This is a genomic window from Blautia sp. MSK18_10 (genome assembly GCF_020553185.1).
Taxonomy (GTDB): Bacteria; Bacillota; Clostridia; order Lachnospirales; family Lachnospiraceae; genus Blautia_A; species Blautia_A wexlerae.
The window spans coordinates 142,850-166,079 of sequence record NZ_JAJCGT010000002.1 but is presented as its reverse complement, the minus strand read 5'-3'; the positions used below and the strand labels follow the sequence as shown (position 1 = coordinate 166,079).

19 protein-coding genes and 1 other annotated feature are annotated in these 23,230 nt (G+C 44.3%); of the genes, 6 read left to right on the top strand and 13 right to left on the bottom strand.

Annotated features, from left to right (window positions below; translation table 11 throughout):
* Positions 1-34: 34 nt before the first annotated feature.
* The 3 genes from alaS to LI074_RS17275 form a co-directional block, all read right to left on the bottom strand.
* Positions 35-2,674 carry an alanine--tRNA ligase gene (alaS, locus tag LI074_RS01895; RefSeq protein ID WP_173697745.1) on the bottom strand — a complete coding sequence of 880 codons (2,640 nt, stop codon included), beginning with the start codon at positions 2,672-2,674 and terminating at the stop codon, positions 35-37.
* Between the two features lie 68 nt (positions 2,675-2,742).
* Positions 2,743-3,972, bottom strand: coding sequence for a tyrosine--tRNA ligase (gene tyrS / locus LI074_RS01890; RefSeq protein ID WP_008704520.1), 1,230 nt, complete (start codon positions 3,970-3,972; stop codon positions 2,743-2,745).
* 47 nt (positions 3,973-4,019) lie between these two features.
* Positions 4,020-4,311, bottom strand: a binding site (T-box leader).
* Between the two features lie 97 nt (positions 4,312-4,408).
* On the bottom strand, positions 4,409-5,782 hold the full coding sequence (locus LI074_RS17275; RefSeq protein WP_274604716.1) for a cell wall hydrolase: 1,374 nt from the start codon (positions 5,780-5,782) through the stop codon (positions 4,409-4,411).
* Between the two features lie 267 nt (positions 5,783-6,049).
* Here LI074_RS17275 and LI074_RS01870 point away from each other — a divergent pair, with 267 nt between their 5' ends.
* Positions 6,050-6,370: a hypothetical protein gene (locus LI074_RS01870; RefSeq protein ID WP_022381125.1), complete on the top strand. Its 321-nt coding sequence runs from the start codon at positions 6,050-6,052 to the stop codon at positions 6,368-6,370.
* 74 nt (positions 6,371-6,444) lie between these two features.
* Here LI074_RS01870 and LI074_RS01865 read toward each other — a convergent pair whose 3' ends face one another.
* Positions 6,445-6,630 carry a hypothetical protein gene (locus LI074_RS01865; RefSeq protein ID WP_173697701.1) on the bottom strand — a complete coding sequence of 62 codons (186 nt, stop codon included), beginning with the start codon at positions 6,628-6,630 and terminating at the stop codon, positions 6,445-6,447.
* A 178-nt stretch (positions 6,631-6,808) separates the two neighbouring features.
* Between LI074_RS01865 and LI074_RS01860 the strand changes: the two genes are divergently transcribed.
* Both LI074_RS01860 and LI074_RS01855 read left to right on the top strand, forming a co-directional pair.
* Entirely contained in the window at positions 6,809-7,174 is a 366-nt protein-coding gene (locus LI074_RS01860; RefSeq protein ID WP_118670038.1) for a hypothetical protein, read from the top strand.
* Positions 7,167-7,439 (top strand): hypothetical protein, encoded by a 273-nt coding sequence (locus LI074_RS01855; RefSeq protein ID WP_008704527.1) that lies wholly within the window; start codon positions 7,167-7,169, stop codon positions 7,437-7,439. The genes LI074_RS01860 and LI074_RS01855 overlap by 8 nt, the downstream gene beginning before the upstream one ends.
* Positions 7,440-7,594: 155 nt before the next feature.
* Here the strand turns inward: LI074_RS01855 and LI074_RS01850 are convergent, their stop codons facing one another.
* From LI074_RS01850 to LI074_RS01820, 7 genes are all read right to left on the bottom strand, one after another.
* Positions 7,595-8,119 (bottom strand): CinA family protein, encoded by a 525-nt coding sequence (locus LI074_RS01850; RefSeq protein ID WP_173697744.1) that lies wholly within the window; start codon positions 8,117-8,119, stop codon positions 7,595-7,597.
* A gap of 15 nt (positions 8,120-8,134) precedes the next feature.
* Positions 8,135-8,674, bottom strand: coding sequence for a CDP-diacylglycerol--glycerol-3-phosphate 3-phosphatidyltransferase (gene pgsA / locus LI074_RS01845; RefSeq protein ID WP_022381120.1), 540 nt, complete (start codon positions 8,672-8,674; stop codon positions 8,135-8,137).
* Positions 8,658-9,995, bottom strand: a complete 1,338-nt coding sequence (gene rimO, locus LI074_RS01840; protein WP_173697743.1) for a 30S ribosomal protein S12 methylthiotransferase RimO — start codon at positions 9,993-9,995, stop codon at positions 8,658-8,660. Before rimO ends, pgsA begins: the two co-directional genes overlap by 17 nt.
* Positions 9,996-10,083: 88 nt before the next feature.
* Complete coding sequence (rpoZ, locus tag LI074_RS01835) at positions 10,084-10,443, bottom strand: DNA-directed RNA polymerase subunit omega (protein WP_008704531.1); 360 nt, start codon at positions 10,441-10,443, stop codon at positions 10,084-10,086.
* Between the two features lie 42 nt (positions 10,444-10,485).
* The gene (gene gmk / locus LI074_RS01830; protein ID WP_008704533.1) at positions 10,486-11,109 is read right to left on the bottom strand and encodes a guanylate kinase; all 624 of its coding nucleotides are present in this window, start codon (positions 11,107-11,109) and stop codon (positions 10,486-10,488) included.
* Entirely contained in the window at positions 11,102-11,374 is a 273-nt protein-coding gene (locus tag LI074_RS01825) for a DUF370 domain-containing protein (RefSeq protein WP_008704535.1), read from the bottom strand. The genes gmk and LI074_RS01825 overlap by 8 nt, the downstream gene beginning before the upstream one ends.
* 11 nt (positions 11,375-11,385) lie before the next feature.
* Positions 11,386-12,267 carry a YicC/YloC family endoribonuclease gene (locus LI074_RS01820; RefSeq protein WP_008704536.1) on the bottom strand — a complete coding sequence of 294 codons (882 nt, stop codon included), beginning with the start codon at positions 12,265-12,267 and terminating at the stop codon, positions 11,386-11,388.
* Positions 12,268-12,862: 595 nt separating this feature from the next.
* Between LI074_RS01820 and LI074_RS01815 the strand changes: the two genes are divergently transcribed.
* The 3 genes from LI074_RS01815 to LI074_RS01805 all read left to right on the top strand — a co-directional run bounded on the left by LI074_RS01815 (position 12,863) and on the right by LI074_RS01805 (position 17,701).
* Positions 12,863-14,608: an Rqc2 family fibronectin-binding protein gene (locus tag LI074_RS01815; RefSeq protein WP_173697742.1), complete on the top strand. Its 1,746-nt coding sequence runs from the start codon at positions 12,863-12,865 to the stop codon at positions 14,606-14,608.
* Between the two features lie 144 nt (positions 14,609-14,752).
* Complete coding sequence (locus LI074_RS01810; protein ID WP_008704538.1) at positions 14,753-16,309, top strand: ABC-F family ATP-binding cassette domain-containing protein; 1,557 nt, start codon at positions 14,753-14,755, stop codon at positions 16,307-16,309.
* 27 nt (positions 16,310-16,336) lie between these two features.
* Positions 16,337-17,701, top strand: a complete 1,365-nt coding sequence (locus LI074_RS01805; RefSeq protein ID WP_173697741.1) for an MATE family efflux transporter — start codon at positions 16,337-16,339, stop codon at positions 17,699-17,701.
* A 79-nt stretch (positions 17,702-17,780) separates the two neighbouring features.
* On the opposite strand, the gene leuS is transcribed toward LI074_RS01805, so the two are convergent.
* Both leuS and LI074_RS01795 read right to left on the bottom strand, forming a co-directional pair.
* Positions 17,781-20,183 (bottom strand): leucine--tRNA ligase, encoded by a 2,403-nt coding sequence (gene leuS / locus LI074_RS01800; protein ID WP_022381115.1) that lies wholly within the window; start codon positions 20,181-20,183, stop codon positions 17,781-17,783.
* A 436-nt stretch (positions 20,184-20,619) separates the two neighbouring features.
* Positions 20,620-22,710 (bottom strand): elongation factor G, encoded by a 2,091-nt coding sequence (locus LI074_RS01795; protein ID WP_025576899.1) that lies wholly within the window; start codon positions 22,708-22,710, stop codon positions 20,620-20,622.
* Between the last annotated feature and the right edge of the window lie 520 nt (positions 22,711-23,230).

Below are 23,230 nucleotides of genomic sequence, written 5' to 3'. Positions count from 1 at the left end.
GTGTTGCTGGTCACAAAGTGAGCAGTAACAATTTTTACTTTATCTGACCTTCAAGGATTCCTGCTGCTGCATCTACGGCTTCCTGAGCTTTGGCAGGGTTCTTTCCACCGGCCTGAGCCATGTTCGGACGTCCGCCGCCGCCACCGCCTACGATAGCTGCCACTGCTTTGATCAGGTTACCTGCGTGAGCGCCTGCTTTCTGTGCTGCATCAGTAGCCATTGCAAGAAGGTTTACTTTCTCACCGTTTACTGCTGCCAGAAGGACAACACCTTCACCAAGTTTGCCTTTCAGCTGGTCGCCAAGGTCACGAAGTCCGTTCATATCCACTCCGTCTACTTTTGCAGCAAGAAGTTTCACACCTTTGACTTCTACTACTTTATCCATAACATCTCCCAGAGCTCCCTGAGCCAGTTTGCTCTTTAAGGATTCGTTCTCACTGGAGAGTGCTTTTACTTCTCCCTGAAGATGTCCGATCTTCTCTACGATCTCTGCAGGATTTGCTTTCAGGGCTTTTGCAGCTTCATGAAGCAGTTCTTCCTGTTTCTTATAGTATTCCAGAACACCATTTCCTGTCAGAGCTTCGATACGGCGCACACCTGCTGCGATACCGGATTCGGAAACGATCTTGAACAGCATGATGTTGCCTGTGTTTGCCACATGAGTACCACCGCAGAGTTCCTTGGAGAAGTCGCCCATGGATACCACACGTACCTTCTGGTCATATTTCTCTCCGAACAGAGCCATTGCTCCGGATTTCTTAGCCTCTTCCACATCCATAACATCTGTACGGACTTCAAGACCAGCCTGGATTTCTTTATTAACAAGCGCTTCTACCTGTGCGATTTCATCAGCTGTCATAGCCTGGAAATGAGCAAAGTCGAAACGAAGTCTGTCCGGTGTTACCAGAGAACCCTTCTGTTCTACATGACTTCCAAGAACTGTCTTTAATGCTTTCTGAAGAAGGTGTGTTGCACTGTGGTTCTTCTCAGTGTCTCTTCTTGCAGCTTCATCCACTTTCAGGGAAACTGTTTCGCCTGTAGAGATCATGCCGGATTCCATATGACCTACATGGCCAAATTTGCCGCCGCGAAGCTTGATAGTGTCTTCTACTACGAACTTACCGTTTGCAGTTTCGATCACACCTGTATCTCCGACCTGTCCACCCATAGTTGCGTAGAATGGAGTCTGCTCTGTAAAGACAGTTCCTTTCTGTCCTTCCATCAGGGAGTTTACGATCTCTGTCTCTGTTGTAAGGACTGTTACTTTGGAATCAAAGGTAAGATGATCGTATCCTACGAATTCTGTTGTAACATTTACATCAATATCATCATATACAGTTGCGTCAGCACCCATATAGTTTGTCACTTCACGTGCAGAACGGGCTTTGTTTCTCTGCTCTTCCATACATTTCTGGAAGCCAGCTTCATCGATATCATATCCTTTTTCCTCAAGGATCTCTTTTGTAAGATCCATCGGGAATCCGTAAGTATCATATAATTTGAATGCATTTTCGCCGGAAAGTGTTTTCTCTCCTGCTGCTTTCATCTCATCTTCCATCTCTCCAAGGATACGAAGACCCTGGTCAATGGTCTTGTTGAACTGGTTTTCTTCATTTGTGAGAACTTTAAAGATAAATTCTTTCTTCTCTTCCAGCTCCGGATATCCTGCTTTGGAACCATTGATCACTTCTTCACTTAATTTTGCAAGGAAGGGGCCTTCGATTCCAAGAAGACGTCCGTGACGTGCTGCACGACGGATCAGACGGCGGAGTACATAACCGCGGCCTTCGTTTGTAGGCATGATACCGTCGGAGATCATAAATGTTGCAGAACGGATATGATCTGTGATCAGACGTATGGATACGTCATCGTTATAATTCTTCTCGTATTCTTTTCCGGAAATCTCACATACCAGGTTACGCAGTGCGCAGATGGTATCTACATCGAAGATGGAATCTACGTCCTGCACAACAACTGCCAGACGTTCCAGACCCATACCTGTATCAATGTTCTTCTGTTTCAGTGTTGTATAATTTCCATTTCCATCGTTCTCAAACTGGGTAAATACGTTGTTCCATACTTCCATGTAACGGTCGCAGTCACATCCTACTGTACAGCCAGGTTTCCCGCAGCCGTACTTCTCTCCACGGTCATAGTAGATTTCTGAACATGGACCACAGGGGCCTGCGCCATGCTCCCAGAAGTTATCTTCTTTTCCAAAACGGAAAATTCTGTCAGCCGGGATTCCGATTTCTTTGTTCCAGATGTCAAATGCTTCATCATCTTCCAGATATACGGAAGGATAAAGACGGTTTGCATCCAGTCCTACTACCTCTGTGAGGAATTCCCAGGACCAGTGGATGGCTTCTTTCTTAAAGTAGTCACCAAAGGAGAAGTTACCAAGCATCTCAAAGAATGTACCATGGCGTGCAGTTTTACCTACATTCTCGATATCACCTGTACGGATACATTTCTGGCAGGTACTTACTCTTGTTCTCGGCGGGATTTCAGCACCTGTAAAATATGGTTTCAGCGGAGCCATACCTGCGTTGATCAGCAGAAGACTCTTATCTCCCTGTGGTACCAGGGAAAAGCTTTTCATTACCAGATGTCCTTTGCTTTCCATGAAGTCCAGGAACATCTGACGAAGTTCGTTTACTCCGTATTTCTTCATAATCTTTTCCTCCTGAAATCGGCGGCACCGGTTCAGCAGTATCCGCCGATATTTCTATAATGAATTTTTTATTTTGCCAGAACTTTATTGAATTTCTTTTTGCCTTTTTTCAGCACTACACCTTCACCTGTAAGTGCATCTTTGGCAACTGTGTATTTCACATCTGTGATCTTCTCACCGTCAATGGAAACACCGCCCTGTTCAATGGCACGACGTCCCTCGGAACGTGTTGGAACCATTCCTGCTTTTACAAGCATGGAGATCAGGTCGATTGTTCCTTCTTCTGAGAAGTCTTCGTCTGCAAGCTCAGTTGTCGGCATGTGTGCTGTATCAGCGCCGCCTGCAAAAAGTGCTCTTGCGCCTTCCTGCGCTTTCTTTGCTTCCTCTTCGCCATGAACCAGATTTGTCAGCTCGTATGCAAGGATTTCTTTTGCTTTATTCAACTGGCTTCCTTCCCATTTCGCCATCTCATCGATTTCTTCTAACGGAAGGAAGGTAAGGAGACGCATACATTTGATAACATCTGCATCATCCACGTTTCTCCAGTACTGATAGAAATCGAAAGGAGAAGTCTTCTCCGGGTCAAGCCATACAGCACCGGACTGTGTTTTACCCATCTTCTTACCTTCGGAGTTCAGAAGAAGTGTGATTGTCATGGCGTAAGCGTCTTTTCCAAGTTTACGACGGATCAGCTCTGTACCGCCAAGCATATTTGCCCACTGGTCATCACCGCCGAACTGCATGGTGCAGCCGTATTTCTGATACAGCATGTAGAAGTCGTAGCTCTGCATGATCATATAGTTGAACTCAAGGAATGTAAGTCCACGTTCCATACGCTGTTTGTAGCACTCGTGAGAGAGCATACGGTTTACAGAGAAATGTGGTCCAACATCACGAAGTACTTCTACATAATTTAAGTTCATCAGCCAGTCTGCATTGTTTACCATTAATGCCTTGCCGTCTGAGAAGTCGATAAAACGTTCCATCTGTTTCTTAAAGCAGTCGATGTTGTGCTGAATGGTCTCCACTGTCATCATCTGACGCATATCAGATCTTCCGGACGGGTCACCGATCATACCGGTTCCGCCGCCTAATAATGCGATTGGTTTATTTCCCGCCATCTGCAGACGTTTCATCAGGCAGAGCGCCATGAAATGTCCCACATGAAGGCTGTCTGCGGTAGGGTCAAAGCCAATGTAAAATGTGGCTTTTCCATTATTTACCATTTCTTTGATCTCTTCTTCGTCTGTTACCTGGGCAATCAGACCACGGGCTTTCAGCTCGTCCCAAACTGTCATTGTTTGTTTCCTCCTCGTAATAAAATAAAACAACCCGGTTCCTGTCCCTTTAGGACGAGAACCGGGTCCCGCGATACCACCTAAATTCACAGAAAACTCGCATTCTCTGCCTCAATAAGTAACAAACCATGCCATTGTTATGATAAACAACGGTTCTCTCTGTTACTTAAGCATGTTAACGGATGCCACTCCGCTGCAGCCTACTTACCTTACAATATCTCTGAAGTGTTCGGTGCAGAGCTCCGGGAGGTATTCACACAAGTTCCCCACGCGCCTCTCACCTGCCGGCAGCTCTCTGTCTGTTTTCCCTATGTTACTCTTTCCCATCTGTGCTTTTTTATATCATATATCTGCAAGTATACAAATACAAAATTTATTTGTCAAGGAATTTATAGCAATCCTCTTCATATTTCACCAACTTAAAGCATTAATGTACTCACCCTGAAATCCAGTCCACAAAGAATACATGTCCTTTATACTGTTCATATTCCAGCTTGCTGAAATTAAGGTTCTGTGCCTTAAATGCTGCCGGAGTCATAAAGAATTTGTAATTGAAATCCTTTGTCTTAAATCCCGGGAGTGTTCTCTTTGTGCCATGATTCACATAGTTACTGAACACTTCCATGGCTGCCTTTGCTGCCGCATAGGCATTGGTCCTGTCCTCAAACTGGCCTTTCAGTCTTTTAAGAAGTGCTCCGTCTGTGACAACCGCATACTGGGTAGGTTTTCCCTGATATACCACATAACGGATCTGTGACGGAAATTCTTTATACTGGTCAATGGTACAGTTTAATACGCAAAGCGCAACTGCCTCCATTCCCACGACTCCCTGATCTCCTGCTTCTGCATCACACACTGCTGCCAGAAGATCCAGATCTGACACCTTTCCGTCTGCAATTCCCGGATGTTTCAGGAACTCTTCTTCCATATAGTAGTATTTATTATTCTTCGCATCAAAGACCTTGACATATTTGCCCTCTACTGTGTAATCATTACCGGAAGTCTTTGTTGCAGCACCGTCAGAATCAAATCTGTATGTAGTTCCGTCAATGGAAGCGATGGTATTTGCCAGCATCACTCCTGAGGTATCAAAGTAATATTTCTTTCCATCAAGCTCAAGCCAGCCTGTCTTCGCCTTACCATCTGAAGGGTTGAAATAATATTTCTTACTTCCTACGGTTCCGAAACCTTTCTGATAACGGACACCGGTTGATTTTGAAAAATAGTAATAGTCTGAGTCAATTTTCTCCAGACCTGTATACATTATTCCATTTGACGGCTTAAAGTATCTGTAATTTCCGACACTGCTCTTCACCCAGCCTGTACACATACGTCCATTGACCTGACTGAAATAGCGTTTCTGTTCTTTTTTGTTCTCCACCCAGCCTTTGGCCATAACGCCGGAACCGCTGTAAAAATAATATTTATATTCATCTGTATCTGTAAGCCAGCCTCTTGTCATCAGGCCTGTTGTCTCATCAAAATGGCGGGTATTTCCATTGGAATCAGTGATAAATCCTGTCACCATATATCCGGCTCCGTTGGTAAAGTATCGGATCGCCTGTCCGCTGGAGTCTTTTACCCAGCCTTTTACCTGAACTCCTGTTTTCTTATCAAAGTAATATTTCTTACCCTTAAGTTCCAGCCAGCCTTTCTGTTTGGAACCGTCTTTGTTTATGTAATAGGTTTTCCCTTTCTGAGTGACAAATCCTGTTTTTGTTGCCGCGGATACACTAAAACAGCCCATTACAAAAACGGTCATCACAAAAAGGAGCAGATACTTTAACAATAGTTTCCCATGTTTCTTCATTCTTATTCTCCGTTTCCTCTCTTTTTATACGTATTGTTTTACGTTTTAATTGGGTTATCGTTGCATTTCTTTCTCAATCATTACAGATTTGTTACGTGGTATATTATATCGAATTCATATATTATTGTCAACTTGTGAAAAGCAACAATTCGCATCGAACTTAAGGTTATTGGTTATTGTGAACATAATGAACAATGATGAAACTGTAACACTTTTTGCGGTTCCACATATGATAGGATTGTAAAGAAAAAAAACGGAGGATTTAATATGAGCGACTTAGCTGCTACAAATTGCGGATGTGAGGACAGAGGAGGATGCGGATGTGGCTGCGCTAATAACAGCGGATGCGGATGCGACAATGGCTGCGGATGTAATAACGGATGTGGATGTAACAGTGGATGGGGACTTTCAGGCGGAAATAATTCCTGCTGTAATATCCTCTGGATCATCATCCTTCTGTGCCTGTGCGGAAACAATAACTGCGGATGCAGCAATGGCTGCGGCGGATGTGGCAACGGTGACAACTGCTGGATTATTATCGTGCTGCTTCTGTTATGTGGAAACAATGGCTGTGGATGTGGCTGCTGACAATCATTTTCTGTTGGCAGGGGGATCTTTCCCTCTGCCTCTTTATATTTTACAGGATTATAATTTCGTCCTTATTATTCATGCTGCCTGATATTATCCTTATCTTTCATATTCTGGGAATTGATCCTGTCTGTTTTCTTTTCCGGGTGCACTGTCTGAGCACATTGTTTTTTCTTTTTCACACACTCCAGATCTATCTCATAAAAAGCATTTCCATCTATAATAAGCATTTCTTTCTTTTCTTCTGACTCTGATCCCATATCTGATTCTCCATTTTTTGCAACTGCAAACGCATGATACCTGCAGCAATTCCATAAAATTTGAGGCAGCGTGCAGTAAAGCAGTCTCACAGTTATTTAAATTCTACTTTATTATATGTCAGAATCCTTCTCCCCGTCATATTCTGTTAATAAAAAACATAAAATGGAAGCAGATATTATGAATGAAGAGCAGATTTCCCAGACTTTGCTGGATCAGATGGTCAGTTCTGACCGCGGACAGATGATAAAAGCCGCCATTCCTTATCTTCCGCCAAAAGGACAGCAGATTTTCTCAGTCTATGAAAAAGCGGTTGAATTTATCAATACGGTTTCTGTTTTCAGCAAAAGAAGTTCCGGCAGCGATCTGTGTGCCATGAGCATGCCGGCCCAGAATCCAGTGGATATCATCAATGATATCCGCAGCTTCTGTTATGGTCCCAGCAGGGATAAATTAAATCAGATGGTAAATATGATGGCTATGGTTCAGATGCTGCAGCTCATGAATCAGCCTGCAGATGGTGAGAAGGAGGATTCCCATGAATGATGACTGGCGCAACAACCCGAAGCTTGCAGGCATGGATCGTTCCAAGCTTGATATGCTTCAGAATCTGGCTTCCCAGGGAAGTTCAAAGGGTGCAAATGAGATGCTGCCTTTCCTGATGAGTGCAGCTGCTCAGGGGAAAAAAGGCGGTCTGAAATTTAATGCTGATGAGATTTCTGCGATCATTGAAGTGCTGAAGATGGGGAAATCTCCCGCAGAGGCACAAAAACTTGATAAAGTGGTGAACCTTATGAAAATGATGCGGTGACCAAGCCCCCACCCACTGCTTATTGCTTTTCGCAGACTCCGCAGGAAACTTACCTGATTCGGTTAATACGAATTGCCATGATAACAAAAAGAGTACATTTCATCAACTTTCCGAAATGTACTCTTATGTTCAGTAATGTAACTTGTCACCAATTATTATCTGTCATATTTGCGCAGCCTGTCGCAGACAAATGTCAGCGCCTGTTCAACTGCCTGGTCTCTGATACTTTTTCTGTCGCCCTCAAAGTGAAATTCCCTCACAGTTGTCTTTCCTGCACAGTAACATCCCATAAATACGGTTCCCACCGGTGTTTCCTCTGTTCCACCGCCCGGGCCTGCAAGTCCTGTCACAGAGAGACAGACATCGGTTTTGGCTGCTTTTGCTCCGCCTTTTGCCATCTGTCCGGCACATTTGGCTGAGACAGCACCTTCTTTCTTCAGTGTACTCTTCTTTACTCCAAGACATTTTCTTTTGGCGCGGTTTGTATATGTGACATAACCACACATAAATACCTCCGAAGCTCCCGGTACATTTACGATGTCCGCTGCTACCGCACCGCCTGTACAGGACTCGGCAAGAGACAGTGTCATTTTCTTTTTTTTCAGGAGTCCTACAACTGTTTCTTCTAATGCTGTTTTCTCTAATGCTGATTCTTCTGATGCTTCCTTTTCTGAAGCCATATTAAAGCCTTCTTTCTAATCCTGCATGGACAGAACACTCCTGTTCTGCCAGATATATGTGATCAGGGAAATAACGGTAAGTGCCAGAGAAAGCCAGATAAATATCTGTTCCAGAATATCAAACACTCCGCCCAGATCGATCAGCAGTAAAATGATCATGATCATCTGGGAAACCGTCTTGAATTTGCCCCAGTAGTTTGCCGCGATCACAATACCGTTCTCGGCTGCGATCAGACGGAATCCGCTGATAATAAATTCTCTTCCTATAATAATGATAACAAACCATGCCGGAAGTTTTTCCAGTTCAATAAAGCAGATCATTGCAGAACACACAAGCAGCTTGTCTGCAAGAGGATCCATGAATTTTCCAAAGTTTGTCACCAGATTGTATTTTCTGGCAAGCTTTCCGTCAAACCAGTCGGTCACACTTGCAACAACAAAAATAGCAAGTGCTATATAGCGGTTTGCCTCACCGCCCAGGTCTGTAAGCATAAACAGTACAAGAAACGGAACCAGGATCATTCTGGCTACTGTAAGTTTATTCGGTGTATTCATCTGCCAACTCTCCTATCAAATCATATTCCAGTGCACCGGTCACACGTACCTTTGCAAAATCTCCTGTCATCAGGAGTTCTCCTGTCTGCACAAAAATATAACCGTCGACCTTTGGTGCATCTCCGTAAGTTCTGCCAATGTATGCGCTCTCATCTGCAACTTTTCCCTCGATCATCACGAGAAGTTCCTGTCCGATACGGTCAGTTCCCTTATCATAGGAAATCTCCTGCTGAAGCTCCATGATCTCGTCACGTCTGTCCTCTTTGACTTCTTCCGCAACCTGATCAGGCATCGTTGCTGCAGGTGTATCTTCTTCCGGTGAGTAAGTAAATACTCCCAGACGGTCAAATTCCATCTCATCCACAAAGCCCATCAGCTCTTCGTGGTCTTCCTGTGTTTCCCCGGGGAATCCGGAGATCAGAGTGGTACGGAGCACGATGTCAGGAATCTCACGGCGAAGCTTATTTACAATCTCCACCAGCTCTGCCTGTGTTGTCCTTCTTCCCATTCTCTTTAAGATACGGTCACTTGCATGCTGAATCGGAAGATCCAGATAATGGCAGATCTTCTTCTCCTCTTTCATGGTCTGGATCAGTTCATCGTAAATTTCCTCCGGATAGCAGTAAAGCACGCGGATCCAGCGGATTCCTTTGATCTTGCATAACTCTTTCAGGAGGATATGAAGAGATTTCTTTCCATATATGTCAGTTCCATATACGGTTGTCTCCTGTGCGACAAGGATCAGCTCTTTTACGCCTTCCTCTGCCATCTCCTTTGCCTGTGTTACCAGACGTTCCATCGGAACGCTTCGGAATTTACCGCGAAGTTTCGGGATGATACAGTAGGTGCAGTGTTTATCACAGCCTTCTGCTATCTTGAGGTATCCGAAATGTCCGCCTGTTGTGAGAACACGTTTGCCAAGCTTTTCCGGAAGATAATCAATATCTTTAAATTCCTGGAAATGTTTTCCTTCCATTGCTTCACGGATTGCCTTAAGGATGTCTTCGTAGGAAGTTGTACCAAGTACCGCATCTACTTCCGGTACTTCCTCAATGATCTCATTCTTATAACGCTGTGCCATACATCCTGTGACAACCAGGACTTTACAGCTCCCGGATTTCTTGTATTCTGCCATCTCAAGGATGGTGTTGACGCTCTCTTCCTTTGCGTCATTGATAAAGCAGCAGGTGTTCACCACAATGGCCTCTGCTTCAGTTTCATCATCTACGATCTCGAACCCGTTACCTGTAAGAAGTCCAAGCATTTCTTCGGAATCTACAAGGTTCTTGTCACAGCCTAATGATACGAATAATAATTTCATAAATTCTCCTATAAGAATGTGCCTGAAAATATACCTCTGTAATTCTCAGACACATCCTTTTGTTTATCTATTGTGTTACCATCAGTTCTTACTCTTCAGTTGTTTCTGCAGTTGTTTCTTCTGCTGTTTCAGCAGTCTCTGTGATTTCAGAAGCCTGTGCTGATTCTTCTGTCTGTGCCTCAGCTGTCTGTTCTGTTCCTTCTTCATCCTCTTCTTCCGGAGCAAGGATCTTTACTTTTCCTTTGTAGAGCTCGTCGATTGCAACTGAGAGAGGTTTCTTGCCTGCCGCACCCTCTACCATTGGTTTGGAACCTGCAATGATCTGGCGTGCACGTTTGCTTGCAGCAAGTACAAGGGAATAACGGCTGTTAAGGGACATTGTTGTATCGTCGTCCTCACTGTTTGTATTGATTGCTTCGATTAATTCTGTATAAGACGGATGTATCATGTATTTTCTCCTTTCTTTTAAGCGGTCTGGGCCGCATGTTTATCATTTCTGAAATGCTTTTGTCTGTTTCTGGATATCTGCGATAAATTCTGCATTTCTGGATACTCTGGAATGTTCACTCACAATAATCTGATGAAGATGGTCTACGCATTCCTCTACAGTATCGTTGACAAGAATATAGTCATATTGTCCCATACCTTCTGCCTCTTCACCGGCTCTTGCAAGTCTGTCTGCGATCACCTGTGCGGTTTCTGTTCCTCTGCCTGTGAGACGGCGTTCCAGTTCCTCCACAGTCGGCGGAGTTACAAACACCAGAAGTGCTTCCGGTATTTTCTCTTTGATCTTCATTGCGCCCTGGATTTCGATCTCAAGGATTACATTTCTGCCTGCCTGAAGCTGCTCTTCGACATAAGAGCGTGGGGTACCATAATAATTTTCCACATACTGGGCATATTCAAGCAATGCATCCTCTTCGATCAGCTTCTCAAATTCATCCCTTGTACGGAAGAAATATTCTCTGCCGTCCTCTTCACCGGGACGGGGTTTTCTGGTTGTTGCGGAGACAGATAATGCATAACCATCATATTTCTCCATGAGACGTTTCATTACTGTGCCTTTTCCTGCACCGGAAAATCCGGAAACCACTACTAAAATTCCTTTATTCATGGGTCTCTCCCTTATCCTCGTTTTCATATATTTCTGCAAATCTCCGGGCAATGGTCTCAGGCTGAAGTGCGCTGAGCACCAGATAATCGTCGCTTGTGACGATCACTGCTTTTGTCTTTCGCCCCTGAGTTGCATCAATCAGTGACCGGGTTCCCTTTATGCTCTGCACCATTCTTTTTACAGGTGCCGCATCCGGGCTTACCACTGCCACGATTTTCTGTGAATTGACTACATTTCCAAAACCGATATTAATAAGTCTTGCCACGTTTTCTTCCTCTATTCTACGTTCTGGATCTGTTCTCTGACTTTCTCGATCTCTGTTTTCAGATCAATGGCAATGTTGGAGATCTCCAGATCACTTGATTTGGATAAAATCGTGTTTGCTTCTCTGTTCATTTCCTGTGCCATGAAGTCCAGTTTGCGTCCGATGCCTTCTTTCTCTGTTGTGAGCATCTTTTTCATGTTCCTGATGTGGCTGTGAAGGCGGACGGTTTCCTCATCATTGCAGATTTTGTCTGAAAACAGGATGACTTCTGCTGCGATGCGGTTGTCGTCGATCTGTGTGTCTTCCAGCAACTCGGAAACTTTTGCTTCCAGTTTGGTCCTGTAGGCATTGACTACTTCCGGAGAGCGGGCTTCTACACGTAATACTTTTTCTTCAAGGCTGTCCAGTTTTCCGATAAGGTCTTTCTCAAGATTTCTGCCTTCCAGTATCCTTGTCTGGACAAATTTCTCACATGCCTCGCGAAGGGGCGGTTCCAGAGATTCCCAGAGTGCTTCCTCATCAACAGACTGTTCTTCCATGACAAGTACCTCCGGATAGCGTGACAGGGTGCTGACTTTGATATCGTAGTCAAGGTCAAAGTCCTGCTGCATCTGTTTGAGACAGGTGATGTATTCGGATGCGAGTTCTCTGTTGTATTTGAGAGCTCCGTTGTCCAGGGTGTAGTCTTCGTATGTGATGTATACATCAACTTTGCCTCTCTGGATGTAGGTTTTCATCAGGTTTCTGACTGCGCCTTCCAGGAAGTTGAGTTTTCTGGGCATTTTGATGCTGAGGTCCAGGTATCTGTGGTTGACAGATTTTAGTTCGATTGTTATTTTTCTTTCTTTGGTCACGACTTCTGCCCGGCCGAAACCTGTCATGCTTTTTATCATAGTTTTTCTCTCTTTGTCTGTCTATTAGTGTCGGGGTATGTGTGCCTGTTCTGGTTTACATACAGATTTATTATAGTTCATTATAGAATGGGAGTCAAACATTTTTTCGTTGATGGCGGTAGGAAATGTGTGGTATACTTACAAGAGGGACGCCGCAGGTGGGACGCAGGTAGGACGCAGGAGAAAATAAATAGTTCCGGGCGCGGTTTCGGGGTTTAGTCAACTCTAAGGCTTCGGAAATCTGCTAAAGGCATGAAAAAAACAGCAAAACTCGCTTCGCTCAGACAGGTTGCTGTTTTTTTCATAACGCAGATTCCCGAAGCCTAAGAGTTACTACAACCCCTGCAAATGCGCCCGGAACTATTTATTTTCTCCTGCTGGTAGTTGGCTGTTGGAGGTATATGGTATATCCTTTAAATTGAACGGCTTTCAGAAAAGCTTATTATAGTTTGTTTGTCAGAAAGGGCTTTGCCTTTCTGACGTAGGTGGTGTTTAGATTTTATGTATTACCTGTCAATTATAAAATTGTTATCAGTCATATTGGGGACTGAGATTTTGATTCTTGTGAGTATTATTTAAAAAGGAGTGTTTTTATATGGCTTTTGATGGGATTACGATTGCGGCTATGGTGAAGGAGCTGCATTTGAATTTGGATGGAGGACGGTTTAATAAGATTGCTCAGCCGGAGGCGGATGAGCTTTTGATTACGGGGAAGGGGGCGAATGGGCAGTGCAGGTTGCTGCTTTCGGCCAGTGCTTCTCTTCCGCTGATTTATTTTACTTCTAAGAATAAGCCCAGCCCTATGACTGCGCCTAATTTCTGCATGCTGCTGCGTAAGCATATTGGAAGTGCGAGGGTTTCGTATATCAGGCAGCCGGGGATGGAGCGTGTGGTGATGTTTGAGCTGGAGCATCTGAATGAGCTGGGGGATCCCTGTAAGAAGGTTCTTATCATGGAGCTGATGGGCAAGCACAGTAATATTATTTTCTGTGATGATAAGGGAATGATCCTGGATAGTATCAAGCATGTTTCTTCTCATATGAGTTCTGTGCGTGAGGTGCTTCCGGGAAGGGAGTATTTTATTCCGAAGACGCAGGACAAGCTGAATCCGCTGACTGTGAGTGAGGAGGAGTTTTGTGATGTTGTGTGCAGGAAGCCTTGTAATATTTCCAGGGCTGTTTACTCTTCTCTTACTGGAATCAGTCCGGTTGTTGCGGAGGAGATCTGTTTCAGGGCTTCGATCGACGGGAGTGATGCAGCGCAGTCTCTGGATGAGGCGGCGAGGGTGCATTTGTATCATACGTTCCGCAGGCTGATGGATCAGGTTGTGGAGGGGGATTTTTCTCCGAATATTGTTTACCGGGGGGAAGAACCTGTGGAGTATGGTGTGTTTGCGTTCCAGCAGTATGGACCGGAGTATCATTCTGTGGAGTTTGAGAGTGTTTCACAGATGCTGGAGACTTATTATGCGACAAAGAATACGTTGACGCGTATCCATCAGAAGTCTTCGGATCTGAGGAGGATCGTGCAGACTGCGCTGGAGCGTAACCGTAAGAAGCTGAGTCTGCAGGAGAAGCAGATGAAGGATACTGCGAAGAAAGAGAAGTATAAGGTTTACGGGGAGCTGATCAATACTTACGGGTATGGGCTGGAGGATGGATGTAAGTCGTTTAAGGCTCTGAATTATTATACCAACGAGGAGATTACCATTCCTCTTGATCCTACTATGACTCCGGCGGAGAATTCCAAAAAGTATTTTGACAAGTATGGAAAGCTGAAGCGTACGGAGGAGGCTCTGACTGAGCAGATTGCAGATACGAGAAGCGAGATTGAGCATCTGGAGTCTGTTTCCAATGCTCTGGATATTGCTCTGGCTGAGAGTGATCTGGCACAGATCAAGGAAGAGCTGATGGAGTATGGGTATATTAAGAAGCATTATGACCGCAGGAAGGGGCAGAAGGCGCAGAGTAAGTCTAAGCCGTTCCATTATGTGACTGAGGATGGGTATGATATTTATGTGGGAAAAAATAATTTCCAGAATGATGAGCTTACCTTTAAGTTTGCCACAGGGAATGACTGGTGGTTTCATGCCAAGAAGATGGCCGGTTCGCATGTGGTCGTGAAGTCTAAGGACGGAGAACTGCCGGATCATATCTTTGAGATTGCGGGACAGCTTGCCGCTTATTATTCCAAAGGACGTACTGCCCCTAAGGTGGAGATTGATTATATCCAGAAGAAGCAGGTGAAAAAACCTGCAGGGGCGAAGCCCGGATTTGTGGTTTATTATACAAATTATTCGCTGATGGCTGAGCCGTCATTAAAAGGAGTCAGGGAAGTCTGATCATACTGTTGTATAGTTACAAATATTAAAAGAATTGCGGGAGCTGCTTTGCAGCGGAGTAAGTAATTCGTGGATGTCAGGTCAGGGGTGAAATACCTTTGGACCCTGACATTATATAACAATAATTAAGGAGAATTTCTTTTTATGAGTATTTTGAATGTTGAACATCTGACACATGGTTTCGGAGACAGGGCGATTTTTAATGATGTGTCTTTCCGCCTGTTAAAGGGCGAGCATATTGGATTGGTTGGTGCCAACGGGGAAGGTAAATCTACTTTCTTTAATATTGTAACCGGAAAGCTGATGCCGGATGAGGGTAAGATTGAATGGGCAAAGAATGTACGTGTCGGCTATCTGGACCAGCATTCTGTCCTTTCTCAGGGTATGTCCATCCGTGACGTGCTGAAGTCTGCGTTCTCTTATCTCTTTGAGATGGAGGAAAGAATGAATGGGATCTGTGACTCTCTTGGCACTGCTTCTCCTGAGGAGATGGATACTCTGATGGAAGAGCTGGGAACTATTCAGGATACCCTTACCATGCATGATTTCTATGTGATCGATGCGAAGGTGGAGGAAGTTGCCAGAGCCCTGGGACTTCTGGATATCGGACTGGAACGTGATGTTACAGACCTGAGTGGTGGTCAGAGAACCAAGGTTCTGCTTGGCAAGCTGCTTCTGGAGAAGCCGGATATCCTGCTTCTGGACGAGCCTACCAACTATCTGGATGAGGAACATATCGAATGGCTGAAGCGTTATCTGCAGGATTATGAGAATGCATTTATCCTTATCTCCCACGATATTCCGTTTCTGAATTCTGTTATCAATCTGGTTTATCATATGGAGAATCAGGAACTGAACCGTTATGTCGGGGATTATGACCATTTCCAGGAAGTGTATGAGGTGAAGAAGGCTCAGCTTGAGGCTGCTTACAGACGCCAGCAGCAAGAAATCAGTGAACTGAAGGATTTCGTCGCAAGAAATAAGGCCAGGGTTTCTACAAGAAATATGGCAATGTCCAGACAGAAGAAGCTGGATAAGATGGATGTGATCGAGCTTGCTGCCGAGAAGCCGAAGCCTGAGTTTCATTTTAAATACGGACGCACTCCGGGGAAATATATTTTCGAAACGAAGGATCTGGTTATTGGTTATAATGAACCTCTTTCCAGACCTGTTACTCTCTCTATGGAAAGAGGAAACAAGATTGCGCTGGTTGGTGCAAACGGTATCGGTAAGACAACTTTACTGAAGAGTATTCTGGGGTTGATCCCGTCTCTGAAGGGTTCCTGCGAACTTGGGGAGAATCTTCAGATTGGATATTTTGAGCAGGAAGTAAAGGGTGATAACAAGACTACCTGTATTGATGAGATCTGGGCGGAGTTTCCGTCTTATACTCAGTATGAGGTGCGGTCTGCTCTCGCCAAATGCGGTCTGACTACCAAGCATATTGAAAGTCAGGTACGTGTACTGAGTGGCGGGGAGCAGGCGAAGGTGCGTCTGTGTAAGCTGGTGAATAAAGAAACGAACATTCTGCTTCTGGACGAGCCTACCAATCATCTGGATGTGGATGCAAAAGAAGCTTTGAAGCAGGCATTGATCGAATATAAGGGAAGCATTCTCCTGATCTGCCATGAACCGGAGTTTTACCGCGATGTGGTTTCTCAGGTATGGGACTGCAGTAAATGGACTACAAAAGTATTATAATAATTGGTACATGAAGGGTTATTACAAATGAGTAAAGCAAAAAATGTGGATCTGACTTCCGGTCCGATCCTGAAAACTCTGGCAGAGCTGGCTCTGCCTATCATGATTTCTTCCATGCTGGGAACAGCATACAGTATTATGGATATGGCATGGATCGGACTGCTTGGTGCGAAGGCGGTTGCAGGCGTGGGAGTAGGCGGAATGTATGTCTGGCTCTCCCAGGGGCTTGCATCCCTGTCAAGAATGGGCGGACAGGTAAATACAGCTCAGGCATGCGGGCGCAAAGATTATGACCAGGCACGTTCCTATGCCGCCGGTTCTCTGCAGCTCACTGCACTGTCCGGCATTTTGTTTGCTGCTGTCTGTGTTATTTTCATACAGCCTCTGCTGGGATTTTTTAATCTGACCGATGCAGAAACTTATACTGCTGCCAGATCTTATACATTGATCACCTGTGGGCTGATTCTTTTTTCTTATCTGAATCTGACGCTGACCGGACTCTCTACTGCGCAGGGAGATTCCCGCACTCCCCTGCTTGCAAACTTTATCGGGCTTGCAGGAAATATGATCCTGGATCCGCTGCTGATCCTTGGCATCGGACCTTTCCCGAGGCTGGAGGTTGCCGGAGCCGCTATTGCGACAGTAAGTTCACAGATTCTGGTTTTTGTGGTGATGGTTATGCGTATCCGGCATTCCAGACTGGAGCCCAATGTTTTACAGCATCTGAATCTGCTGTCTGTTTTTCCAAAAGAATATTATAAGCACATTTTCAGGATCGGGTTTCCCACAGCTATACAGGGAAGCATTTACTGTTTCATCTCCATGATTCTGACCCGTATGGTTTCCGGTTATGGTGCTGCCGCTATTGCAACGCAGCGTGTTGGCGGACAGATTGAATCCGTATCCTGGAATACTGCTGATGGTTTTGCTTCAGCACTGAATGCTTTTATTGCCCAAAACTACGGTGCACGAAAAAAAGACCGTATCCGTAAAGGTTACAGTCTGTCATTTCGCGTTCTCACAATTTGGGGCCTGTTTGTCACTGCAGCTTTTGTCTTTCTTCCGGAACCAATTGCCAGGTTATTTTTCCACGAAAAAGAAGCTCTGGATACTGCTGTCAATTATCTGGTCATTATCGGATTCAGTGAAATCTTTATGTCCATTGAGCTGATGACAGTGGGCGCATTATCAGGACTTGGACGCACCAGATTATCCAGTACGATCAGTGTGATCCTGACAGGCTCACGAATCCCGCTGGCATTAATCCTGACACATGCGGGAATGGGATTAAATGGTGTATGGTGGGCGCTTACAATCTCTTCTATTGTGAAGGGAATCGTGTTTACACTGACATTCCGGCATATCAGCAGGCGGTTGCCTGAAAAGGTCTAAAGGTCTCTTAATATAGCTGTCAAACTCAAAAGAGGACTGTTCAGAAAAATTTCTGTCAGTCCTCTTTTTACTGTTTCTATTATTTCGCAACAAAGTTTACGATCTTGTTCGGTACATAAATCTCTTTGATAAGGTTCTTACCTTCCAGGAAGGAAGCAATTCTCTCGTCTGCTTTGGCGATCTCGAATGCTTTTTCTTTTTCACATCCGTTAGGGATTACGATTGTTCCTCTTACTTTACCGTTTACCTGTACACCGATCTCAACGGTCTTGGCAATTGTTTTGCCTTCATCGTATTTCGGCCATTCGGAAACTGCCAGTAAGCCTTCACCTCCGATGAATTCCCAGATTTCTTCGCAGATATGCGGTGCGAACGGGCTAAGCAGTTTGATAAAGATGGTAAGGTCATCTTTGCTTAAGTGTCCTTCTGCTGTGATCTCATTAATGAGTGTCATCAGGCTGGCGATCGCAGTATTGAATTTCAGGTTCTCGATATCAGAAGAAACTTTCTTGATGGTACGGTGGAGTTTCATCTCCAGTTCATCAGATACGGATTCTTCAGAAAGGATATCTGTCAGCCCTGCAACACGATCCAGGAACTTCTTACAGCCTTTTACAGAGTTCTCGCTCCACGGTGTAGCTGCGCCATAGTCACCCATAAACAGTACATAGGTACGAAGAGTATCTGCGCCGTATTCTTCTACAATATCCAGTGGATCAACTACGTTGCCCTTGGATTTACTCATTTTATCTCCGTCCGGTCCGAGGATCAGTCCCTGGATAGAACGTTTTGCGTATGGTTCCGGTGTATTTACTACGCCAAGATCATACAGGAAATGATGCCAGAATCTGGAGTAGATCATATGTCTGGTAACGTGTTCCATACCACCATTGTACCAGTCAACAGGCATCCAGTATTTCAGTTTGTCCATATCTGCCAGTGCATTTGCATTGTGCGGATCTGTATATCTTAAGAAATACCAGGAAGATCCTGCCCACTGAGGCATAGTATCTGTCTCACGCTTCGCTGCAGCACCACATTTCGGGCATGTGCAGTTTACGAAAGAATCAATCTTTGCAAGTGGGGACTGTCCGTCTTCACCCGGCTCGAAGTCCTTTACATCCGGCAGACGCAGCGGAAGTTCGTTCTCCGGAACTGCCACAACACCGCAGTTCGGGCAGTGGATAAGCGGGATTGGCTCACCCCAGTATCTCTGGCGGTTGAATGCCCAGTCTTTCATCTTATACTGAACACCGGCTTTACCGATTCCTTTTTTCTCCAGTTCTTCCAACATACGCTCAATAGAATCTTTCTTCTTTGCATATCCGTTCAGGAAATCGGAGTTTACCATTTCGCCGTCGCCTGTATAGGCTTCTTTGGAAATATCTCCGCCTTTGATAACTTCGATAATGTCGATACCGAATTTCTTCGCGAAATCATAGTCACGCTGGTCGTGAGCAGGTACTGCCATGATAGCACCTGTACCATATCCCATCATTACATAGTCAGCAATGTAGATCGGGATTTTCTTACCGTTAACCGGGTTGATTCCCTCAAGTCCCTGGATTCTTACACCTGTTTTATCTTTTACAAGCTGAGTTCTCTCAAACTCTGTTTTCTTTGCACACTCATTACGATATGCAGTGATCTCATCCATGTTTGTGATTTTATCTGCATATTTGTCAATGATCGGATGTTCCGGTGCGATTACCATGAATGTTACACCAAACAGAGTATCCGGTCTAGTTGTATAGATTTCAAGTTTCTCATCGATTCCGTCAACATCGAAGTTAACGAAAGCACCTTTTGATTTGCCGATCCAGTGGATCTGCTGCTGTTTTACATTATCCGGATAGTCTACATCTTTCAGACCTTCCAGAAGCTTATCTGCATACTGGGTGATTCTTAAATACCATACATCTTTTGATTTCTGAACAACATCGCTGTGGCAGATATCACATTTACCGCCCTGGCTGTCTTCATTGGAAAGGACTACTTTACAGTGCGGGCAGTAATTAACCAGTGTTCTGTCTCTGAATACAAGACCTTTTTCGAACATTTTCAGGAAAATCCACTGTGTCCATTTGTAGTAGTCTTCATCTGTTGTATCGATCACACGGTTCCAGTCAAAAGAGAATCCAACCTTCTTTAACTGATTGGAAAATCTCTTGATGTTCTCATCTGTGATGATACGTGGATGTGTTCCGGTCTTTACTGCGTAGTTCTCTGTCGGGAGACCAAATGCATCAAATCCGATCGGGAAAAGTACATTATAGCCTTCCATACGACGTTTTCTGGAAATAACCTCCAGACTGGAATATGCTTTGATATGTCCTACGTGCATACCGGCACCGCTTGGATATGGGAACTCTACCAGACCATAGAATTTAGGTTTGTCACTGTTATCTTTGGCTTCGAAGACTTTGGCTTCTTCCCATTTTGCCTGCCACTTAGGCTCGATCTTTTTAAACAAGTATTTCATCTCTATACTTCCTCCAACATTTTGCTGTATGTGAACTACCCGGCAACAGAATTACCAGGGCATCTGACTTAAGGCGAGATACCGTCTTTTTCAGGGTGCGTCCATGACACCACTACTGTTTGCTCCACTGAGCTACACAGCTGCTTTTATTATTTTCGGCGGTTTCAGTCCGATTATGGACATCTTATCCTAAAAATTTATTTTAATTCAACAAAGGCTGTTTGTCAATGTAACGTTTCGCTGTATCGAGTGTTTTTGCTTTACAAATGGCACTTATTTCGCATTTTCGAGTAATACACCACTAGAGTGTGTCAACAAAACGTAAAAAACAGGACATTCCGCATCTCTGCAAAATGTCCTGCCATTTTTATTTCTTAACTATATTTTAATTACTGCGCTAACACAAATTACTGCTCTATCAGTAATTACCCTTTTTTTATTCTTCAGCTTTATCCACTTTGCTTGCTCTTGCTTCGATTTCTTTTGCCTGGATATCGTTCGGAGCCTGCTCGTAGCGTGCGAATTCGTAGGAGAATTCTCCGCTTCCGCCTGTCATGGAGCGCAGATCTGTGGAATATCCGTAGATCTCAAGCTGAGGTACATCTGCCTCGATGATTGTATTTCCCTGATGGTCAGGAGTCATACCCAGAACACGACCGCGGCGTTTGTTCAGGTCGCCCATAACATCACCGGTAAATTTATCCGGAACAGTTACTTTCATAGATACGATTGGCTCTAAGAGTACAGGTGATGCATCCATAAAGCCTTTCTTAAATGCAAGAATCGTTGCCATCTTGAATGCCATTTCTGAGGAGTCTACCGGATGATAAGATCCATCATATAAGGTAGCTTTCACACCAACTACAGGATATGCAGCCAGAGGTCCTTTTAATACGCATTCCTGAAGACCTTTCTCAACTGCCGGGAAGTAGTTCTTCGGAACTGCACCACCAACTACAACCTGTTCAAATTCATAAGGTGTCTCCAGATCGCCTGATGGCTCGAAACGCATCTTAACATGTCCATACTGTCCATGTCCACCGGACTGTTTCTTATGTTTACCCTCTACATCTGCATTCTTACGGATCGTCTCGCGGAACGGAACCTTCGGTTTGCTCAGCTCAACATCTACTTTGTAGCGTTCTTTTAATTTATTCATAACGATATCGAGATGCTGATCACCGATACCATAGATAAGGCTCTGACGGTTTGCACTGTCATTTACTACACGAAGTGTCTTGTCTTCACTCATCATCTTCGCAAGTGCCTGGGAAATCTTATCCTCATCACCCTTCTTCACTGCTTTAAATCTCTTGCAGGTATATGGTGTGGAAAGGAGTGCCTTCGGATAAAGAATCGGATTTGCTTTTGTCGCAAGGCTGTCACCAGTCTGTACGCTGTTTAATTTGGCAATTGCACCAATATCACCGGCATGAAGTTCCGGAACCTCGATTGGTTTGGATCCTTCAAGTACATATAATTTATTCAGACGTTCTTCTTCGCCTTTCTCTACGTTTAATAAAGTGTCATCGGATTTGATAACACCGGAGCATACTTTAATAAGAGAATATTTGCCAAGGAACGGGTCTGCAATTGTTTTCCACACATATGCGGATTTCACTTTCGTGAAGTCGTAGTTTGCTTCAAAGATCTCATTTGTCTTCTGAGCGATTCCGTTGCAGGAGCGTTTGTCCGGGCTTGGGAAATATCCGCAGATATCATCCAATAAGTTGGATACACCGCGAAGGTTGATTGGTGAGCCCATGCATACAGGTACGATAGATGCTTCCTGTACGTTCATTGCAAGTGCTGCGGAAACCTCTGTTACTGAGAATGTATCACCTTCAAAATAACGGTCCATGAATTCCTCGCTGGTCTCTGCAACAGATTCCATAAGGATATCGTGATATTTTTCCAGATATTCATCCAGGTATTCAGGAATCGGGCATTCCTCTTTCTTACCTTTATCTATGTACTTACGTCCTGCCTGTTTTACAACATTTACATATCCTACAAATTTGCCGTCTTCACGAATCGGGAAGTGAAGCGGTGCGATCTTCTTGCCGTAGAGTTCAGTGAGCTGTTCTACTACTTTACGGTAGCTGACATCATCTACGTCCATATCTGTGACAAAGATCATTCTCGGAAGTTTATATTTCTCACATAAGTTCCATGCCTTCTGTGTTCCAACCTGAACGCCTGCTTTACCGGAAACTACAATGATCGCTGCATCTGCTGCGCTTACTGCTTCTTCTACTTCGCCTACGAAATCGAAATATCCGGGAGTATCCAGCACATTGATCTTTACCTTATCCCACGGTACCGGGATCAATGTGGTAGAAATGGAAAAATGTCTCTTAATCTCTTCTTTGTCATAATCGCTGACAGTATTTCCGTCTTCTACTCTTCCGAGACGGTTAGTCATTCCTGCTAAGTAAGCCATTGCTTCTGCCAGTGTAGTTTTGCCAGCGCCCCCATGACCTAAAAGGACTACATTTCTAATTCGGTCAGTTCTAAATACATCCATGTTGCGTACCTCCCTGTTTGTCTGTTATGTTATTGCCGCCTGCAACGTCCGCAGCAACGATATGGCTATATATTACTAAATTTTTTTATATTTTTCAAGTATTTTATGAAATTTTAACATCTTTTTTTGTGAACTTCTTGTAAATTGATGAGCATTTTATATATTTTCAGTAATTTTCATGGATCTCGACTGTGAATTTTATCTCAAGTGTGCAGCTGGCTGACTGATTTTGATTGTACGAATATTTATAATGCATCGTTTTTTCAGTTGACTATAACAGTCCTCGTAACTAGTGTGCCAACAAGTTGATTTCTCGAACAATCTTGCGTTTAAATTTCTTATTTCCGCGTTGTCGTCGGTCGCCGTAGCCACCGCTACGCCTCCTTCCTCCGCCTTGAAATAAAAAAATTTATCCTGCAAGATTGTTTCAAGAATCAACTTGTCGGCACACTAGAGTGCGAAAGACAGTGAAGATATCTGCATATGATACGGCGTTCGCTTTGCCGCTTTAAATTATTTA

Excerpts from the sequence above, each read along its gene's own strand:
- LI074_RS01815 (WP_173697742.1), top strand. The coding sequence starts at position 12,863 with ATGGCTTTTGATGGGATTACGATTGCGGCTATGGTGAAGGAGCTGCAT.
- tyrS (WP_008704520.1), bottom strand. The coding sequence starts at position 3,972 with ATGACAGTTTGGGACGAGCTGAAAGCCCGTGGTCTGATTGCCCAGGTA.
- LI074_RS01805 (WP_173697741.1), top strand. The coding sequence starts at position 16,337 with ATGAGTAAAGCAAAAAATGTGGATCTGACTTCCGGTCCGATCCTGAAA.
- LI074_RS01855 (WP_008704527.1), top strand. The coding sequence starts at position 7,167 with ATGAATGATGACTGGCGCAACAACCCGAAGCTTGCAGGCATGGATCGT.
- LI074_RS01820 (WP_008704536.1), bottom strand. The coding sequence starts at position 12,267 with ATGATAAAAAGCATGACAGGTTTCGGCCGGGCAGAAGTCGTGACCAAA.
- LI074_RS01795 (WP_025576899.1), bottom strand. The coding sequence starts at position 22,710 with ATGGATGTATTTAGAACTGACCGAATTAGAAATGTAGTCCTTTTAGGT.
- leuS (WP_022381115.1), bottom strand. The coding sequence starts at position 20,183 with ATGAAATACTTGTTTAAAAAGATCGAGCCTAAGTGGCAGGCAAAATGG.
- LI074_RS01860 (WP_118670038.1), top strand. The coding sequence starts at position 6,809 with ATGAATGAAGAGCAGATTTCCCAGACTTTGCTGGATCAGATGGTCAGT.
- LI074_RS01865 (WP_173697701.1), bottom strand. The coding sequence starts at position 6,630 with ATGGGATCAGAGTCAGAAGAAAAGAAAGAAATGCTTATTATAGATGGA.
- pgsA (WP_022381120.1), bottom strand. The coding sequence starts at position 8,674 with ATGAATACACCGAATAAACTTACAGTAGCCAGAATGATCCTGGTTCCG.
- alaS (WP_173697745.1), bottom strand. The coding sequence starts at position 2,674 with ATGAAGAAATACGGAGTAAACGAACTTCGTCAGATGTTCCTGGACTTC.
- LI074_RS17275 (WP_274604716.1), bottom strand. The coding sequence starts at position 5,782 with ATGAAGAAACATGGGAAACTATTGTTAAAGTATCTGCTCCTTTTTGTG.
- LI074_RS01850 (WP_173697744.1), bottom strand. The coding sequence starts at position 8,119 with ATGGCTTCAGAAAAGGAAGCATCAGAAGAATCAGCATTAGAGAAAACA.
- LI074_RS01810 (WP_008704538.1), top strand. The coding sequence starts at position 14,753 with ATGAGTATTTTGAATGTTGAACATCTGACACATGGTTTCGGAGACAGG.
- rimO (WP_173697743.1), bottom strand. The coding sequence starts at position 9,995 with ATGAAATTATTATTCGTATCATTAGGCTGTGACAAGAACCTTGTAGAT.
- gmk (WP_008704533.1), bottom strand. The coding sequence starts at position 11,109 with ATGAATAAAGGAATTTTAGTAGTGGTTTCCGGATTTTCCGGTGCAGGA.
- LI074_RS01870 (WP_022381125.1), top strand. The coding sequence starts at position 6,050 with ATGAGCGACTTAGCTGCTACAAATTGCGGATGTGAGGACAGAGGAGGA.
- rpoZ (WP_008704531.1), bottom strand. The coding sequence starts at position 10,443 with ATGATACATCCGTCTTATACAGAATTAATCGAAGCAATCAATACAAAC.